The 16,584-nt window shown below is 70.4% G+C and carries 13 protein-coding genes and 1 pseudogene; 1 reads left to right on the top strand and 13 read right to left on the bottom strand.

Features of this window, described 5'->3' with window-relative positions:
- Nucleotides 1–86: pseudogene (locus ABTX78_RS29735) on the top strand (IclR family transcriptional regulator); the annotation flags it as partial.
- A 72-nt stretch (nucleotides 87–158) separates the two neighbouring features.
- On the opposite strand, the gene ABTX78_RS29730 reads toward ABTX78_RS29735, so the two are convergent.
- The 13 genes from ABTX78_RS29730 to ABTX78_RS29670 all read right to left on the bottom strand — a co-directional run bounded on the left by ABTX78_RS29730 (nucleotide 159) and on the right by ABTX78_RS29670 (nucleotide 16,536).
- Nucleotides 159–818, bottom strand: a complete 660-nt coding sequence (locus ABTX78_RS29730; RefSeq protein ID WP_352209864.1) for an HAD family acid phosphatase — start codon at nucleotides 816–818, stop codon at nucleotides 159–161.
- Nucleotides 819–1,002: 184 nt separating this feature from the next.
- A complete protein-coding gene (locus tag ABTX78_RS29725) occupies nucleotides 1,003–2,049 on the bottom strand; it encodes a sugar phosphate isomerase/epimerase family protein (RefSeq protein WP_352209863.1) in 1,047 nt (348 codons plus the stop codon).
- Between the two features lie 33 nt (nucleotides 2,050–2,082).
- The gene (locus ABTX78_RS29720; RefSeq protein ID WP_352209862.1) at nucleotides 2,083–3,477 is read right to left on the bottom strand and encodes an alkaline phosphatase family protein; all 1,395 of its coding nucleotides are present in this window, start codon (nucleotides 3,475–3,477) and stop codon (nucleotides 2,083–2,085) included.
- Nucleotides 3,474–4,643 carry a metabolite traffic protein EboE gene (gene eboE / locus ABTX78_RS29715; RefSeq protein WP_352209861.1) on the bottom strand — a complete coding sequence of 390 codons (1,170 nt, stop codon included), beginning with the start codon at nucleotides 4,641–4,643 and terminating at the stop codon, nucleotides 3,474–3,476. Before eboE ends, ABTX78_RS29720 begins: the two co-directional genes overlap by 4 nt.
- Before the next feature lie 12 nt (nucleotides 4,644–4,655).
- Nucleotides 4,656–5,504, bottom strand: coding sequence for a TatD family hydrolase (locus ABTX78_RS29710; RefSeq protein WP_352209860.1), 849 nt, complete (start codon nucleotides 5,502–5,504; stop codon nucleotides 4,656–4,658).
- Nucleotides 5,504–6,127, bottom strand: a complete 624-nt coding sequence (locus ABTX78_RS29705; protein WP_352209859.1) for an EboA domain-containing protein — start codon at nucleotides 6,125–6,127, stop codon at nucleotides 5,504–5,506. The genes ABTX78_RS29710 and ABTX78_RS29705 overlap by 1 nt, the downstream gene beginning before the upstream one ends.
- A complete protein-coding gene (locus ABTX78_RS29700) occupies nucleotides 6,121–6,987 on the bottom strand; it encodes a sugar phosphate isomerase/epimerase family protein (RefSeq protein WP_352209858.1) in 867 nt (288 codons plus the stop codon). The genes ABTX78_RS29705 and ABTX78_RS29700 overlap by 7 nt, the downstream gene beginning before the upstream one ends.
- Nucleotides 6,984–8,039 carry an SCO3242 family prenyltransferase gene (locus ABTX78_RS29695; RefSeq protein WP_352209857.1) on the bottom strand — a complete coding sequence of 352 codons (1,056 nt, stop codon included), beginning with the start codon at nucleotides 8,037–8,039 and terminating at the stop codon, nucleotides 6,984–6,986. The genes ABTX78_RS29700 and ABTX78_RS29695 overlap by 4 nt, the downstream gene beginning before the upstream one ends.
- The gene (locus ABTX78_RS29690; RefSeq protein ID WP_352209856.1) at nucleotides 8,036–9,154 is read right to left on the bottom strand and encodes an inositol-3-phosphate synthase; all 1,119 of its coding nucleotides are present in this window, start codon (nucleotides 9,152–9,154) and stop codon (nucleotides 8,036–8,038) included. The genes ABTX78_RS29695 and ABTX78_RS29690 overlap by 4 nt, the downstream gene beginning before the upstream one ends.
- 85 nt (nucleotides 9,155–9,239) lie before the next feature.
- Nucleotides 9,240–12,938, bottom strand: coding sequence for a ThuA domain-containing protein (locus tag ABTX78_RS29685; protein ID WP_352209855.1), 3,699 nt, complete (start codon nucleotides 12,936–12,938; stop codon nucleotides 9,240–9,242).
- A gap of 285 nt (nucleotides 12,939–13,223) precedes the next feature.
- Nucleotides 13,224–14,228 carry a sugar phosphate isomerase/epimerase family protein gene (locus ABTX78_RS29680; RefSeq protein WP_352209854.1) on the bottom strand — a complete coding sequence of 335 codons (1,005 nt, stop codon included), beginning with the start codon at nucleotides 14,226–14,228 and terminating at the stop codon, nucleotides 13,224–13,226.
- 9 nt (nucleotides 14,229–14,237) lie between these two features.
- The gene (locus ABTX78_RS29675; protein WP_352209853.1) at nucleotides 14,238–15,443 is read right to left on the bottom strand and encodes a Gfo/Idh/MocA family protein; all 1,206 of its coding nucleotides are present in this window, start codon (nucleotides 15,441–15,443) and stop codon (nucleotides 14,238–14,240) included.
- Between the two features lie 46 nt (nucleotides 15,444–15,489).
- A complete protein-coding gene (locus ABTX78_RS29670) occupies nucleotides 15,490–16,536 on the bottom strand; it encodes a substrate-binding domain-containing protein (RefSeq protein WP_352209852.1) in 1,047 nt (348 codons plus the stop codon).
- Between the last annotated feature and the right edge of the window lie 48 nt (nucleotides 16,537–16,584).

Genomic DNA, 16,584 nt, shown 5'->3' with positions numbered 1-16,584 from the left:
CGCAGCTCTACCGGCGGCAGGGAGACATGCGGATCTGTGTGGCGGCGGCCGAGCGGCTGTCCGGTCTGCGGGACACCGTGCCGGTCCCGGATCGACCGGTCGCGGCGGCCCCCCTCGTCGTGCGTGGAGGACCTTCGGGTGAGACCCGCCGACGAGACCTAGGAGAGGTCGCCGTCGTAGTCGGGCAGCTTGAACGTCTTCTCGGCGTGCCCGCCCACCAGGTCGGTGGTGTTGTTGCCGATGTTGGCGATGATCGTGTAGCCCTTGGCCTCGATCTCGGCGCGCTTGCCGGTCTTGTACGTGCTGACCTCGTGGAAGAGGTCGGGCAGGTCGCGGACGTACAGACCGTCGACCGGGAAGCCGACCCGCTCCAGGTTGTACTCGGTCAGCGAGTAGATGATGCCCGGGCGTGCGGTGACGAAGAAGATGTCCACACCGCGGGACTCCGCGTACGTGGCGAGGTCGAGCACCGGCTTCACCGCGGGGGTCGGGATCTCCCAGAAGTAGTGGAAGTCCGTCTCCAGCGACGTGTTGTCGATGTCGAGGACGATCGCCTGCTTCTTGCCACCGGTGTTCGCGGTGCGCTGCTCGATGTAGGGACGCGCGACATCGATGACGGCCTTCACATCACGCTGCCACGTCGCGTAGTCGACATCGGCGAGGAACGGACCGTTCGACGTCTGCGCCGTGGAAACGGCCTTGGCCGCCGGGCCGTCCGCCGGTGCCGGGGTCGCGGCGGTGGCCACGGGCGTGGCCACGGTGAACGCCAGTGCGGCGACGCCCGCCACCGACCGGACTCTCCACTTGCCTGCATGCATGGGGGGTTCTCCTGGTCTCGGAACAGCTCAGGGAAAGCCCTCCGCCCGTACGGACGGAGGGCCTTGACATGCTCGCGTCCCATGATGGACGGAACCTTACGTTCCCTCTACTGGCCGGTAGCAAGATTCTCGACGGACCTCCGGTGACGGTCCGCGAACCGAACGAGAGACGACGACGGACGGCCTAGCAGTCCTTCTCACGCAGCGAGTGGAGGTGGGCGCTGGACTTGCGGGCGAACGCGAAGGACTCGACCGGGTTGTCGTGCTCCGCCTGCCAGTGGTGGTCGCGGCGTCCGCCGTGGGTCTTGTTCACCGCCGAGATGAACCGCTTGTAGTCGATGTCACCGTCACCGACGTCGACCATGTCGTACCCGTCGCGGGCCGCATCGTTGCGCTCGCCGTCCTTGACGTGGAAGAGCGGGTAGCGGTCCGGCTGCCTGAGGACGTAGCGCAGCGGGTCGAACGGGGCGGGGGTGCCGTCGACCTGCTTGCCGAAGCGGAACTGGGCCACGTACGCCCAGTAGATGTCCATCTCCAGGTAGACGAGGTTCGGGTCGGTCTCGGCGAGCAGCACGTCGTAGAGACGGACCTTCGGCTTGTCGGTGGCGAAGGAGAACTCCTCGGCGTGGTTGTGCTGGTAGAACTTCATGCCGCGCCTGCGAGCGGCGGCGCCGTAGGTGTTGAAGTCCTCGGCGGCGCGCTTCCAGCCGTCGACGGTCGCGCCGTAGCGCCAGGGCCCGGAGGCGGTGCCGATGTGCTTGAGCCCGAGGGCCTGGGCGTCGTCGAGCACCTTCTCCAGGTTCTGCGCGAAGCTGTAGGCGCCCGGGTTGTTGTCGTCGTAGTAGTTGACGTGGCTGCCGATGGGGTTCAGGCCGTGGTCCCTGGCCAGCCGCTTGAGCTGAGCGAGCGTGATGGGGCCCGCGGAGCCCTGGGTGTAGCCCGCGAACTCGACCTCGTCGTAGCCGTACTTCGCCAGCTCCGCGAAGACGGGCGCGAAGCCGAGGGTGGAGACCTTGTCCCGCAGCGAGTAGAGCTGGATGCCGAGTCGCCCGGGCGGCAGGACGGGACCGCCGCGGCCGTGTCCCCTGTCCTGTGCCGCCGTGACGGGGGCCGCGGAGGCCGGGACGGCCGCTCCGAGCATGGCGGCGGCGCCGGCGGCGACGCCGAGCATGCCGCGTCTGCTGAGACGGTGGGAGAGCTCCGGGTCGTGGTTCTTGGAGGTGCGGCTCATGTGGATAACTCCTTGTTGTCGGTGCCGTCTGGTTCAGTGGAGTCCAGCGAGGTGAAGCAGCAGGGACTTCACCTCGGTGGCTTCGACGCGGCCGGTGACTGCCTGGGGGGTGGAGCAGATGATGAGCGGGCCTTCGTCGTCGTGTGCGGGCAGCCGGCCGTGGCTGCCACGAATAGGTGACGGGTCGAGGGGGACGACGGCGAGCCGGTAGCGCATGCCGAGCTTCTTGCGCGCGATCGCCGTGGCCGCCTTGACCTTGACGTACGGATCCTGGGGATCCATGAAGAGTTCGACGGGGTCGTAGCCGGGCTTGCGGTGGATCTCGACCAGCTGGGCGAAGTCGGGTGCCCGGTTGTCGTCGAGCCAGTAGTAGTACGTGAACCAGGCGTCCGGTTCGGCGACCGCGACGAGCTCACCGGCACGGGGGTGGTCCAGGCCGTGGGCCTTCTTGCCCTCGTCGTCCAGGAGTTGCTCGATGCCCGGGAGGTCCGCCAGCGCCTGACGGGTGGCCTCCAGGTCCTCGGGGCGACGGACGTAGACGTGGGCGATCTGGTGGTCGGCCACCGCGAAGGCCCGGGAGGCCATCGCGTCCAGGTACTCCATGCCGTCCTGGGTGTGGACTTCGAGCAGCCCGGCGCGGCGCAGGACCCGGTTGATGTCGACGGTGCGGCTGACCCTCGTGATGCCGTACTCCGACAGCGCGACGACCGTGCGGCCCTCCCTGTGGGCGTCGGCCAGCAGCGGGGCGAGGGCCGCGTCCAGGTCGGTGGCCGCCCGGTGGGAACGGAGGTCGTCGGGGCCGAAGCGCTGCAGGTCGTAGTCGAGATGAGGGAGGTAGCACAGGGTCAGATCGGGATGGCGGGTGGCCATGATGTGACGGGTGGCGTCGATGATCCACTGGCTGGACACCAGGTCGGCGCCGGGACCCCAGAAGTGGAACAACGGGAAGGTGCCGAGCTCGCCGGTGAGTTCGTCGTGGAGCTCCGGCGGGCGGGTGTAGCAGTCGGGTTCCTTGCGGCCGTCGGCGTAGTAGACGGGACGGGGAGTGACGATGAAGTCGGTGTCCGCGCCCATCGCGTACCACCAGCAGATGTTGGCCACCGTGTAGCCGGGGTGCGCACGCCGCGCCGCGTCCCACAGCTTGTCGCCGCCGACCAGTCCGTTGTGCTGCCGCCACAGCAGCACATCGCCCAGGTCGCGGAAGTACCAGCCGTTGCCGACGATGCCGTGTTCGGCGGGCAGGGTGCCGGTCAGGAAGGTGGACTGCGCGGCACAGGTCACGGCCGGCAGCACGGTGGACAGCGGGGCCTGGGAGCCGGAGCCGGCGAGTGCCCGCAGGTTCGGCATGTGCTCCAGGAGCTGAGGGGTGAGGCCGACGACGTCCAGGACGAGGAGAGGGGTGGGCGCGGTCTGTCCGGCGTCGGTCATGGCAGCTCCTTGAGGCCGAGGTCGACCAGGAGGTCGCGGGCGAGGGTGAGTTCGGCGGCGATGCCGTCGGCGAGCTGGGTGCGGTTGCGGGGGCGCAGCTCGGCGGGCAGGGCCTGCCAGGTGTACGTCTCCACTTCCAGGTGACGGGTCAGGGGTGCCGGGCCCCCGACGAGCCGGGCCAGCGTGTCCTTCAGGACGGGGAGGGTGGAGGCGAGGGGCGGGGCGGGCGGGGCGTGCAGCGGGACGTGGAAGTGCGATCGCCACGGTGCGCCGTCGGGCAGTGCCTCACCGGCGACGGCTTCCGGCAGGTCGTCGGTGCCGCGCAGGCCGGCGCTCGTCCGGGTGCGGGTCTGGTGCAGGAAGCGGGGCTCGGCGAAGGCGGCCAACGCGGCGCGTACGTCGGGCAGATGGGGTTCCTCGGCATGCAGGGCCGCGGACAGCTGGGCCTTGGGCACGGTTACGCCGGCCGCGGTGAGGGCGGCCAGGGCGGTTTCTGGATCTTCGAAGGAGGTGGCGAGATGACAGGTGTCGATGCAGACGCCGATCCGGTGGGAGGCGACGCCGCTCAGGGGCGCGATGGCGTCGGCGGTCGTCTCGACGATGCAGCCGGGTTCGGGCTCGACGGCGATGCGGACGGACTTGCCCGTGAGGTCCTCGAGGGCGTCGAGGCGTTCGGCGAGCGCGGTCAGCGCCGCGCGGGCGCTCTCGGCGGCAACGTTGTCGAAGGGGGTGCGCCATGCCAGCGGCAGGGTGGAGATGGTGCCCTCGGTGACGTCCTCGGGCAGGAGGCCGGCCAGCACCCGGGCGAGATCGGTGGTGTGGGAGAGGCGTTCGGGATCCGTCCAGTCCGGCTTGTAGACGCGGTACTTGACCTCTTCGGCGCCGAAGCCCTCGTAGGGGAAGCCGTTGAGGGTGACGACCTCCAGGCCTCTGCGGTCGAGTTCGCCGCGCAGGCCCCGCAGCGCGGCGGGGTCGGTGACGAGGGCCCGGGCCGCGTCCTTGGCCAGCCAGAGGCCGATGCCCAGCCGGTCACGGCCGAGACGGCGGCGCACCGGCTCGCAGTGGTCGCGGAGCTGGGCGAGGACGCCGTCGAGGGTCTCGGCGGGATGGACGTTGGTGCAGTAGCCGAGGTGGACGGTGGTGCCGTCGGGGTGGCGGAAGCGCACGGGACTGCCTCCTCATTCCCCGCCGCGAAGGATGGAGTTGCCCTCGTGCAGGGGCTCCGGTTCCGGGGTGTCGAGCTGGAGGCGGCCGCTGAGGCCGTAGAAGGCGACGGGGTTGCGCCAGAGCACCTTGTCGACGTCGTCCTCGCTGAACCCCGCTGCGAGCATGGCGTCGCCGGTGCTGCGGGTCTTCAACGGGTCGCTCTTGCCCCAGTCGGCGGCCGAGTTGACCAGGATCTTCTCCGTTCCGTACTCCTTGAGCACGGCGACCATGCGGTCCTCGTCCATCTTGGTGTCGGGGTAGATGGAGAAGCCCATCCAGCAGCCGCTGCCGACGGCGTGCTTCATGGTGGTCTCGTTGAGGTGGTCGAGCAGCACGCGCTCCGTCGGCAGGGCGGATTCGCGGATGACGTCGACGGTGCGGTGCAGACCCGCGAGCTTGTCCCGGTGCGGGGTGTGGACGAGGGCGGGCAGGCCGTGGTCGGCCGCCAGCTGGAGCTGGGCGGCCAGTGCGGTGTCCTCCGCCGGGGTCATGGAGTCGTAACCGATCTCACCGACGGCGACGACGTTGTCCTTGACGAGATAGCGGGGCAGTTCGTCGAGCACCGGCACACAGCGCGGGTCGTTCGCCTCCTTGGGGTTCAGCGCGATGGTGCAGTGGTGCGCGATGCCGTACTGGGCCGCGCGGAACGGCTCCCAGCCCAGCAGGGCGTCGAAGTAGTCGGTGAAGGAGGCGACCGAGGTGCGGGGCTGTCCCAGCCAGAACGACGGCTCGACGAGAGCGCGGACTCCGGCCGCGTACATCGCCTCGTAGTCGTCGGTGGTACGGGAGGTCATATGGATGTGGGGGTCGAAGATGCGCATCAGATCTCCTCCGTGGGGGACGTCAGGGCGAGGACGCGGTGGAGGTCGGCGGGTACGGGACGGCCGGCCGCGGTGCGTTCGGCGGCGTAGTCGCCGAGCATCCTGGCGAGTTCGGCATCGCCGCGGACGCGCCGTTCGAGTCCGTGGGCGCTGTCCACGGGCACACCGGTGAACAGGCACTTCAGCAGGGCGTGCCGCCAGGCGTGGGGATCGAGGTGCTCGAAGGCGTAGGGGCCGACGGCGGCGGCGACCAGCCGGGTGTCGTTGGTGCGCAGCGCGTCCTCCACCAGCGGGAGGCCGGCGGAGGGCGGTGGGGAGAGCTGGGGCAGTGCAAGCAGGACGGCCCGGCGTTCGGCGGCGCTGCCCTGCTGGTAGAGGCGGGTCAGGGTGTCGGCGTCGGCGCGTGCCTCGAGGAGCAGCAGGGCGCGGACGGTGTCGGCGTTGTCCTGACCGCACTGACGGCCCGCGGCGGCGAAGCGCATCTCCCATGAGCGTGCCGCGTACACGGTGGTGGCGTCCTCGCCGGCGTCCGCGGCGTGCGCCGCTTCGGCGAGCGACTCGTCGAGCCAGGCGCGGGCGGCTCCGCCGAGCCGGCTGTCCAGCTCCTTGCGGGTCATCAGCATGCCGCCGCCCCCTTGGCGCGCAGGAACTCGATCGAGGTGCGGGCGAGTTCGGGGCCCGCGTGGGAGTGGCGGGGCAGTTCGACGACCGTCAGGCCCTGGTAGCCGGTGGCCGCGAGGGCGGCGAGCACGGGTGGGAAGTCGATCTCGCCGTCGCCGAAGGGCAGGTGCTCATGGACGCCTCGGCGCATGTCCTCGATCTGGACGTGCCGCAGCCAGGGGGCCGCGTCGCGGACGCAGTCCGCGGGCGACGCCGGCTCCAGGCACTGGCAGTGGCCGATGTCGAGTGTGAGGCCGAGCGGGGCGGGGCTGTCGAGTAGGCCTCTGAGGTGGTGGAAGTCGGCGAGGGTGGCGAGCAGATGACCTGGTTCCGGTTCGATGGCGAGGGGCACTCCGGCGCGTTCCGCGGCGTCCAGCACCGGGACGAGGGCCTCGGTGAGGCGTTTCCACGCCGTGTCGTCGTCGGTCCCGGCCGGGGTGATGCCGCTGAAGCAGTGAACGGCGTGAGCGCCCAGGTCGGCGGCGACCTGCACCGCGGTGATGAGCAGCGCGGTCCGGGCGGCCCGCTGGTCCGGATCTGCGTCGAGCAGCGACGGCCCGTGCTTGCGCCGCGGGTCGAGCACATACCGGGCGCCCGTCTCGACCGTGACCTCCAGGCCCAGCTCCCCCAGCCGGGCGGCCACCTGGCGGGTGCGGGCGGCGAGGTCGGAGGCCAGCGGGTCCAGGTGCATGTGGTCGAGGGTGAGACCGACGCCGTCGTAACCGAGGTCGGCCAGCAGGGCGAGCGCGTCGGACAGACGCAGGTCCGTCAGCCCATTCGTGCCGTAGCCGAGACGGATGGAGGGAGCGGGGTGTCGGCTCATGTGGGGCTCACCTTCCGTGCGAGCTTGCGGGCGAGCGGTACCAGTCCCATCAGGGCCACGGCCGACGCACCGCCGCCGGCGCGTGCGGCCAGCGCGGCCTGGAGCGGGATCATCGCCCGGATGCCGCCGCCCACCGCGCGCTGGGTGAGCGGCGGGGACGGGTTGAGGGCGGCGTGCAGGAAGGGCTTCGCCGCGGTGCGGACGTACGCACCCGCGAGCGCGGTGACCAGCAGCCGCGCCGGCGGTGTGCCCGGGGCGGTGCGCTGTTCGCGGATGCCGAGCGCGCCGAGCCCCAGCGTGGCTGCGAGCGCGGTGAGGGGTACGAGCGTCGATCCGCCGTGGGCCTCGTGCCGTGACACGGAGGTGACGGCGTAGGTGTGCGCACCCATCACCACGGCACCGGGCAGGGCGGCGCGGGTCCTCGGGACGGTGGTGGCGGCTGTGCCGCGTACCGCCCTGCCGGTGACGGGCCTGCCGCGGACCGGCGAGCCGGCGACCGACCTGGCACGTGCGGCAGGATTGGTGGCGGCCGTACGGGTACCCGACGTGGCGCGCGCAGCCGTGGCGGTGGCCGCCGACGTGCCCGGAGCTGCCGCCGTACCCGTGGCGGCCGCTCCGAGCAGGACGTCCAGGCTCCGTGCCGCCGCCATCGCCGCCGGGCCTCCTCGGGTGTGCTTGAAGTGCAGGTCGTACGACCAGACCGTCGCCGCGAGGGCCGTGGCCAGAGCCAGTGACCGACGGCCGGCGGCCGCGGACAGGGCGAGGCCCGCTCCCGTCAGGACCGCTGCGGCCGTCAGTGCCGACCGTGGGGCGATACGGCCCGAGGGGATGGGCCGGTGCGGGCGGTCGATCGCGTCCTCGTCGCGGTCCGCCCAGTCGTTGAGCGCCATGCCCGCCTCGTACAGGCAGAGCGAGGACCCGAGGGCGAGGGCCGTGCCGCGGTTGGGGGCCACTCCGAGGGACGCCGCGCCGGCGAGCGCGTCTCCCGGGACGGTGAACAGGGCCGAGACCCGGAGCAGTTCGGCCCACGCTCCCACGTCCCGCTTCCTCACGCCGTCTCCCGCAGCCGCTCGGCGAAGGTCAGAAGTGCCGCGAACTGCTCGGACAGTCCGGCGGGGCCTCCGTCGGGGTCCTTGAAGTAGAAGCCCAGCTCCGGCAGCGGTCCCTCGATGCCCACCTCGTGGGCCCGGGCGACGAGCCGCGCCAGGTCGAGTACGAGCGGCGCGGCGAGTGCCGAGTCGCAGCCCTGCCAGATCGTCTGGAGGATCATCCGCGAACCGAGGAAGCCGTCGAAGGCGATGTGGTCCCAGGCGGTCTTCCAGTCGCCGAGCGCCGGTACGTCGTCGATGTGCACCTCGCCCTGCGGGGTGTGGCCGAGGGTGTCGGCGAGAACGCGTTCCTTGCCGGCGTTCTTCGCCGCCGCGGCCGCCGGATCGGCCAGCGCCGCTCCGTCCCCGCCGCCCAGCAGATTGGTGCCCGACCAGGCCCGTACGGACAGGGCGCGTTGCACGAACATCGGGGCGAGCACGGAACGGAGCAGCGTCTGGCCTGTCTTGCCGTCACGGCCGGCGTGGGGAAGTCCACCGGCAGCGGCGGCGTCCATGAGGGCGTCGGTGCGCAGCCCGGTGGAGGGGGTGAAGTTCACGAAGGGGCTGCCGGCCCGGACGGCCGCGGCCGCGTACAGGGAGCTGGGCGGCAGCCGCAGCGCACCCGGTTCCGGCAGGGGTTCGGTGGAGGAGACGTTGATGACGACGACCCGGGCCAGTGCGTGCCGCTCCCGGAAGTCGCGTATGTCGGCGGCGAAGGCGGCGATGAGTTCCTCGTCGCCGCGGGTGTCGCCGGACTGCGGGCCACCGGGCCGTATCTCGGCGTCGGCGGCGGTGAGTTCACCGCGTACGGCGGCCGCGAGTCCGTGGGGCAGCACGCCGGCGGCGGTGAGTTCCTCGGCCCGCTTGGGCAGCGGGCAGTGTGCGGTGTCGTGGCCGCCGAAGACCAGCGACGGCAGGGCGGGCAGACCCGATGCCGCGAAGGGCGGTGTCTCGGTGACCATGCCCGTCGGCGGATGCAGGCCCGCGCTGACCGCGGCGCATCCTGCGACGGCCGTGGTGGCGACGGAGCCGCGGGCTCCGACGAACCAGACTCCGGTGCGTACATTCTCGTTCGTCACGGACTGCCTCCCTGCCTTGCGATGGTGTGGAGGACGGCGGGCGGGGGGTACGGCGCCTCCCCGCCCGCCGCCGTCTGGGGGGCGCCTAGGAGGGCAGCTCCCTGAGTTGGATGTTGCGGAAGGACGCCTGGTCGCCGGCTCCGTGGTTCTGGAGACCGATGTAGCCGTCCTTCAGGCTGCGGGCCGGGTCCGTGTTGGTGAAGTCGTTGATCTTCACACCGTTCAGGAAGACCTGGAGACGTTCACCCTGGACCTTGATCTCGTAACTGTTCCACTGCCCCGGAGGCCGCAGGACGCGGTCGCGGGCCTTGATGTCCGCCGACTTGAAGCCGTAGACAGCACCGGTGGTGCGGTCGGCGGCGTCGGTGGCGTCGATCTGCACCTCGTAGCCGTTGTTCACGGCTGACCAGGGGTCGTCGGAGGCCGGGAAGCCCACGAAGACACCGGAGTTGTCGTCGCCGTCGAGCTTCCAGTCCAGCTTGAGGGAGTAGGACTTCAGCTCCTTGGCCTGGTACCAGGCCATGCCCATGCCGCCCTCGGAGCGCATCTCACCGTCGACGACGTTGAACTTGCCGGGCCCGGCCTGCTTCCAGCCCTCCAGCGTCTTGCCGTTGAAGATGGGCCGGTAGTCGGTCCGGGGCTTGCAGTCGGCCTTGACCTGGCCGGAGGCGTAGCGCAGTCCGCCCAGCAGGTGCTGCTTGAAGGCCGGCTCGGCGTACGACTCCTTGGTGTGGCCGCCGCCGGTGTAGAAGGCACGGCCGCCCTCGTAGGTCTGGCACCAGGCGATCGGGTGATCGCCCTTCATCGTGCCGCCCTGGTAGGTGGTCTCGTCCAGGGTCGCCAGCACCCGCGCCTGATCACGCGGGTTGGTGCGGTAGTTGTACCACTCGTCGGTGCGCTCCCAGGCCTCGTGGAGGTGCTCGGTCGACGGGTGGGTGTGGTCCTCGACGCGCACGGTCGCGGGCTGGATCTGCGGGTGGGAGGCGAAGTACGCGCCGACGAGCCCGCCGTAGAACTTCCAGTCGTACTCGGTGTCGGCGGCCGCGTGGATGCCCATGTACCCGCCGCCGGTGGCGACGTAGTTCTCGAACGCCTTCTGCTGGTCGGCGTTGAGGACGTCACCGGTGGTGGACAGGAAGGCGACGGCGTCGTAGCGGGCGAGGTTGCTGGTGGTGAACTGGCCCGCCTCCTCCGTCGCGTCGACCGTGATGTTGCTGGACTTGCCGAGTTCCTTCAGGGCCGCGACTCCGGTGGGGATGGAGTCGTGGCGGAAGCCGGCGGTCTTGGAGAAGACGAGGACGCGCTTGGCGGTCCGGTCGGGTGCGCTGTTGGAGAGCTCGAAGTCGTCGATGTCGTAGAGCGCTCCGGCACCGCCCTTGAAGACCAGGAAGAGTTCGGTGGTCTTCTTGGGCACGGCCCGCAGGGGCACGTCGATGTCCTGGAAGGTGTCCCAGCCGCCGGTGACGGGCACGGGCGCGGAGCCGAGGATCGGGCCCTTCGCCGAACCGGTGCGCACCTCGAGGAATCCGCCGGCCCCGCCGGAGGAGATCCGGGCGGTGAGCTTGGTGGAACCGGTCAGGTTGTACGGCTTGAAGGAGATCCAGTCGTCGTTGTCGACGTCACCGACGGTCTTGCCGCCGTGGGCACTCGCCTTGTCGTAGACCTTGATGCCGGAGGAGCCGCTGAAGTGCTCGGCCTGCCGGTGGCGCGGCTGGAGCTGCGCCTGGTCGTGAGAGGTGAGCGCGGCCTGGCCACCGCCTCCGCCATCGGTGTACTCGGCGTCGAAGACTCCGAAGATGTTGGCGTTGGGGTCGTGCCCGCCGTCGGCGGAGGTCTTGATGGTGCCGGTGCAGCCGTTGGCCGAGGTCACGGGGTGACCGTGGCTGTCGTGGCCGAGGATGTACGTCACCTTGACCTTGGCGCAGTCGATGGCCCCGGTGGCGCCGTCTTCGGGGTCGGTGACCGTGACCTTGAACGGGACCTCGTCGCCGAAGCTGAACAGGGCTCCGTCGACGGGCAGTTCGAGTGTCACCTTCGGTGCGGTGTTGCCGACGACGACGTGCACGCCGGCGGAGCCGGTGCGCCCGGTCGGGTCCTTGGCGGTGACGGTCGCGGTGTAGGTGCCGTTCTTCTTGTACGTGTGGCTGGGGTTGGCGGCTGTGGACGTGCCGCCGTCGCCGAAGTCCCACGCATAGGTGAGGGCGTCGCCGTCACCGTCGGTGGTGCCCGCCGAGGAGAACGCGACCCGCAGGGGCGCCTTGCCCGAGGTCTTGTTGGCCGAGGCCTCGGCGACGGGTGAGCGTCCGCCGGTGGCGTTCTCGATCCGGTAGAGGCCGGCGTTCTCGTCTCCGCCGAACCAGGCGGTTCCGTAGTCGAGTACGTACAGGGCGCCGTCCGGACCGAAGGCCATGTCCATGATCTGCGTGCCGGTCCACGGCACGGCGTTGATGGACTGGACCGTGCCGTCCTCACCCTGCTCGATCCGCTTGATCCAGCGCCGGCCGAACTCACCGGCGAAGAAGTCGCCGTCGTAGGCCTCCGGGAACTTCACCGGGGAGTCGGACGCGGCGTCGTAGCGGTAGACGGGTCCGCCCATCGGGGACTCGGAGCCGCTGCCGAACTCGGGCACCGAGCCGCCGTCGTAGGGGATCCAGGCGGCCTGCGCGGGCGGCAGGTCGACCAGGCCGGTGTTGTGCGGCGACTCGTTCTTGGGTGCCGCGCAGTCGAAGGCCGCGCCGGACTCCTTGGTCGCGAAGTCGTAGTCGACATAGGCGTCGTTGTCGCCGGTGCAGAAAGGCCAGCCGTAGTTGCCGGGCTTGGTCACCCGGGCGAACTCCACCTGTCCGGCCGGACCGCGCTTGGGGTCGGCCGCACCCGCGTCGGGCCCGTAGTCGCCGACGTAGACGATGCCCGTCTTCTTGTCGACGCTGAAACGGAAGGGGTTGCGGAAGCCCATCGCGTAGATCTCGGGCCGGGTCTTGTCGGTGCCGGGCGCGAAGAGGTTGCCCTCGGGGACCGAGTAGGTCGCGTCGTCGTTCACCTTGATGCGCAGGATCTTGCCGCGCAGGTCGTTGGTGTTGCCGGAGGTGCGGCGGGCGTCGTACGCGGGGTTGCGTCCGGGACGGTCGTCGATGGGGGTGTACCCGTCGGACGCGAAGGGGTTGGAGTCGTCACCGGTCGACAGATAGAGGTTGCCTTGCGCGTCGAAGTCGATGTCGCCGCCGACGTGGCAGCAGATGCCGCGCGTCGCCGGGACGTCGAGGATCTTCTTCTCGCTGGCGTTGTCGAGGGTGCCGTCGGCCTTCAGAACGAAGCGGGAGAGCCGGTTGACGCCGTCGAACTTGGCGAAGTCGGCGGCGGTGCCCTCGTTGGGAGCGTCACCCGCGGGGGTGTCCATCGGCGGTGCGTAGTAGAGGTAGATGAAGCGGTTCTCACTGAACTTCGGGTCCAGGCCGATGCCTTGGAGACCCTCTTCGTCGTGCGAGTAGACCGGGACGGTGCCGACCACGCGGGTGTTGCCGGCGCTGTCGGTCATCCGCAGCTCGCCGTTGCGGGACGTGTGCAGCACGCTGCGGTCGGGCAGCACGGCCAGGGACATGGGTTCGCCGGTCTCCTCACCCCCCTTGGCGAGAGTGACCTGCTGGAACTCCTCGGCAGCCGGCGCCGGCTCGGGATCGGCGGCGGCCGCGATCTGGGGCGCGGTGAAGAGTAGTGAGGTTGCGGCGAGGAGGCTGCCGGTGAGGAGTGCGAGCGATTTTCTTGCTCTGGGCCTTTTCCTGTGCACGAATGTCCTCCGGGATGGGCCGGTCGAACGGGCGGGGCGGTGTTCTGCCCTCAACCGCCGGGCGGGCTGGTCGTGGAACCGGAGTGCGCCGTCACGCCGGGGACCACCTATGTCCTGTACACCTCATGGGACGGTAGTCGGGTTCGTCCTGGACGGAAAGCCCTTGTGCGGAAGGGAAGTTCAACTTTTTCCTACCGCAGGACAAAGGCGAACCCGGGCAGGCCGGACAGGCCCGGCGGCGGATCGGCCGCCGGGCACTGAACTGCCTGAATGCAGCTCGGAGAGCTAGTCGCCGCCCCCGAAGGCCGCGTCGAAGGAAGCGGTGGGCGGGTCGAAATCGAACCGCTTGAGGTCGGCAAGCGCTTCCGGAGCGCCCGCCAGCCGGTCCATGCCGGCGTCTTCCCACTCCACGGAGATCGGCCCGTCGTAACCGATCGAGCGGAGCATCCGGAACACGTCCTCCCAGGGGACGTCACCATGTCCGGCCGAGACGAAGTCCCAGCCCCGCCGTGGGTCGCCCCAGGGGAGGTGGGAGCCGAGGCGTCCGTTCCGTCCGTCGAGACGCTTGCGCGCCTCCTTGCAGTCGACGTGGTAGATCCGGTCGCGGAAGTCGTACAGGAAGCCGACCGGGTCCAGGTCCTGCCAGACGAAGTGGCTCGGGTCGAAGTTCAGTCCGAAGGCGGGCCGGTTGCCGACGGCCTCCAGCGCCCGCTTGGTGGTCCAGTAGTCGTACGCGATCTCGCTCGGGTGCACCTCGTGCGCGAACCGCACCCCCTCGGCGTCGAAGACGTCGAGAACCGGGTTCCAGCGCTCGGCGAAGTCCTCGTAGCCGCGCTCGATCATCCGCTCCGGCACCGGCGGGAACATCGCCACCAGATGCCAGATCGAGGACCCGGTGAAGCCGACCACCGTCCGCACACCGAACGCGGCCGCGGCCCGGGCGGTGTCCTTCAGCTCCTCGGCCGCCCGCCGGCGCACCCCCTCGGGCTCACCGTCGCCCCAGATGCGGGCGGGCAGGATGCCCTGGTGCCGCTCGTCGATGGGGTTGTCGCAGACGGCCTGGCCGACGAGGTGGTTCGAGATCGCCCAGCACTTCAGCCCGTACTTGTCCAGCAGCGCATGCCGGCCGTCCAGGTAGGAGGGGTCGGCGAGCGCCTTGTCGACCTCGAAATGGTCCCCCCAGCAGGCCAGTTCGAGACCGTCGTATCCGAAGTCGCGGGCGAGCCGGCACACCTCCTCGAGGGGCAGATCGGCCCACTGGCCGGTGAAGAGCGTGAACGGACGTGGCATGGAGGCCTCCTAGTCCTGCGCCTGTACGGGGGTGTAGACGGCGTTCTTCTCGGCGCTCTCCTCCACCGCGGCGAGGACCCGCTGCACCTGGAGCCCGTCCGCGAACGACGGCGCGGGATCACGGCCCGTGGCGATGGCCTCGACCAGGTCGCGCGCCTGGTGGGTGAAGGTGTGCTCGTAGCCGAGCGCGTGACCCGGCGGCCACCACGCCTCGAGATACGGATGCTCCGACTCGGTCACCAGGATGCGGCGGAACCCCGCGGTGGCGGCCGGCTCGGTGTTGTCGTGGAAGGAGAGCTCGTTGAGCCGCTCCAGGTCGAACGCGATCGCTCCGAGCTCGCCGTTGATCTCCAGCCGCAGAGCGTTCTTGCGGCCGGACGCCATCCGGGTGGCCTCGAAGGAGGCGAGCGCGCCCGACGTCAGCCGCCCGGTGAACAGGGCCGCGTCGTCGACCGTGACCGGCCCCCGCTCGGCGCCGCCGCCCGCCCCGGACAGGCCGGTCGACGCCCCGGCGAGCAGCGGACGCTCCCGTACGAAGGTCTCCGAGAGGGCCGACACCCCCACGAGGTGCTCCCCCGCCAGGTACTGCGCGAGGTCGACGATGTGCGCCCCCAGATCGCCGAGCGCCCCGGAGCCGGCGTGCTCGCGCTGGAGCCGCCAGGTCAGCGGGAACTCCGGGTCGACGAGCCAGTCCTGAAGGTAGGTGAAGCGCAGATGGCGGAGGGTGCCGAGGCGCCCCTCCCCGATCAGCTTCCGGGCGTAGGCGATGGCCGGCACCCGCCGGTAGTTGAAGCCGACCATCGCCATCTGGCCGCGCGCGCGGGCGCGTTCGGCCGCCGCCGTCATCGCCTCGGCCTCCGCGACCGAATTGGCGAGCGGTTTCTCGCACAGCACGTGCTTTCCCGCCTCCAGCGCCGCGATGGCGATCTCCGCATGGCTGTCGCCCGGGGTGCAGACATCGACGAGCTGTACGTCGTCCCGGGTGATGAGGTGGCGCCAGTCGGTCTCCGCCGCGGCCCAGCCGTGCCGGTCCGCCGCGGCTCTCACCGCAGACGGGTCGCGGCCGGCTATCGCGGCGAGGACGGGCCGCATCGGCAGGTCGAAGACCCGTCCCACGGTGCGCCACCCCTGGGAGTGGGCGGCGCCCATGAACGCGTATCCGACCATGCCGACGCCGAGTGTCGGCGGCGCGGCTCCACTGTCCCTCTGTTCCATACGGATTCCTCCTCGTCGGTCTGCTCGGTGGGGGCGGGCGCGCCGGTCAGCTGAAGCCGGTGGGCAGGTACTGGTCGACGTTGTCCTTGGTGACGACGGCCGAGTACAGGGTGAGCGAGGCGGGGATCTCGAGTTCGGCGAGGCCGCTGACGCCCTTGGCCTGTCCGAGAGCGCGGGCGATGTCGACGGCGGAGGCGGCCATCGTCGGCGGGTAGAGCACGGTGGCCTTCAGCACGCTGTTGTCGGCCTTGATGGCGTCCATCGCGGACTTGGCACCCGCGCCGCCGACCATCAGGAAGTTGTCGCGGCCGGCCTGCGCGATGGCGCGCAGCGCGCCTACGCCCTGGTCGTCGTCGTGGTTCCACAGGGCGTCGAACTGGCTCTGTGCCTGGAGGAGTTGGGCCATCTTGGCCTGGCCGGACTCCACGGTGAAGTCAGCGGCCTGACGGGCCACCTTCTTGATGTTGGGGTAGTTCTTGAGCGCGTCGTCGAAGCCCTGGGTGCGCTGCTTGGTCAGCTCGAGGTTGTCGATGCCCGCCAGCTCGATGACCTTGGCGTTGGGCTTGTTCTTGAGCTGTTCGCCTATGTACCTGCCGGCGTTGAGGCCCATGCCGTAGTTGTCGCCGCCGATCCAGCAGCGGTAGGCCTGCGGGGAGGCGAAGACGCGGTCCAGGTTGATGACGGGGATGCCCGCCTTCATGGCCTGGAGGCCGACCTGGGTCAGCGCCTTTCCGTCGGCCGGGAGGACGACGAGGACGTCGACCTTCTTGTTGATCAGCGTCTGGATCTGGCCGATCTGCGTGGCCGTGTCGTTGGAGCCCTCGGTGATGTCGAGCGTCACGTCGGAGTACTTCTTCGCCCGTGACCTGGCGTTCTGGTTGATCGCGTTCAGCCAGCCGTGGTCGGCCTGCGGTCCGGCGAAGCCGATGGTGACGGCCTTGCCGGGCTTGTCGTCGGCCACCGGTGCGTTGTTGGTGGCCTCGCCCTTCGATTCGGGCTCGTTGCTGGTGCAGGCCGTCAGCAGCGCACCGGCGCCGATCGCGGCGGTGCCGAAGAGAAGTCCTCTGCGGCTGGGGACGGGAATTTCTGGCATGGCGGATCGACCCTTCGCTGGGCGGTGCGACAGATGGGGGATGGGGGA

The sequence above is a fragment of the Streptomyces sp. NPDC096193 genome (assembly GCF_040302905.1).
Classification (GTDB): Bacteria; Actinomycetota; Actinomycetes; order Streptomycetales; family Streptomycetaceae; genus Streptomyces.
Note: the sequence above shows the minus strand (reverse complement) of the source record. Positions and strands in the feature narration are given on the sequence as shown.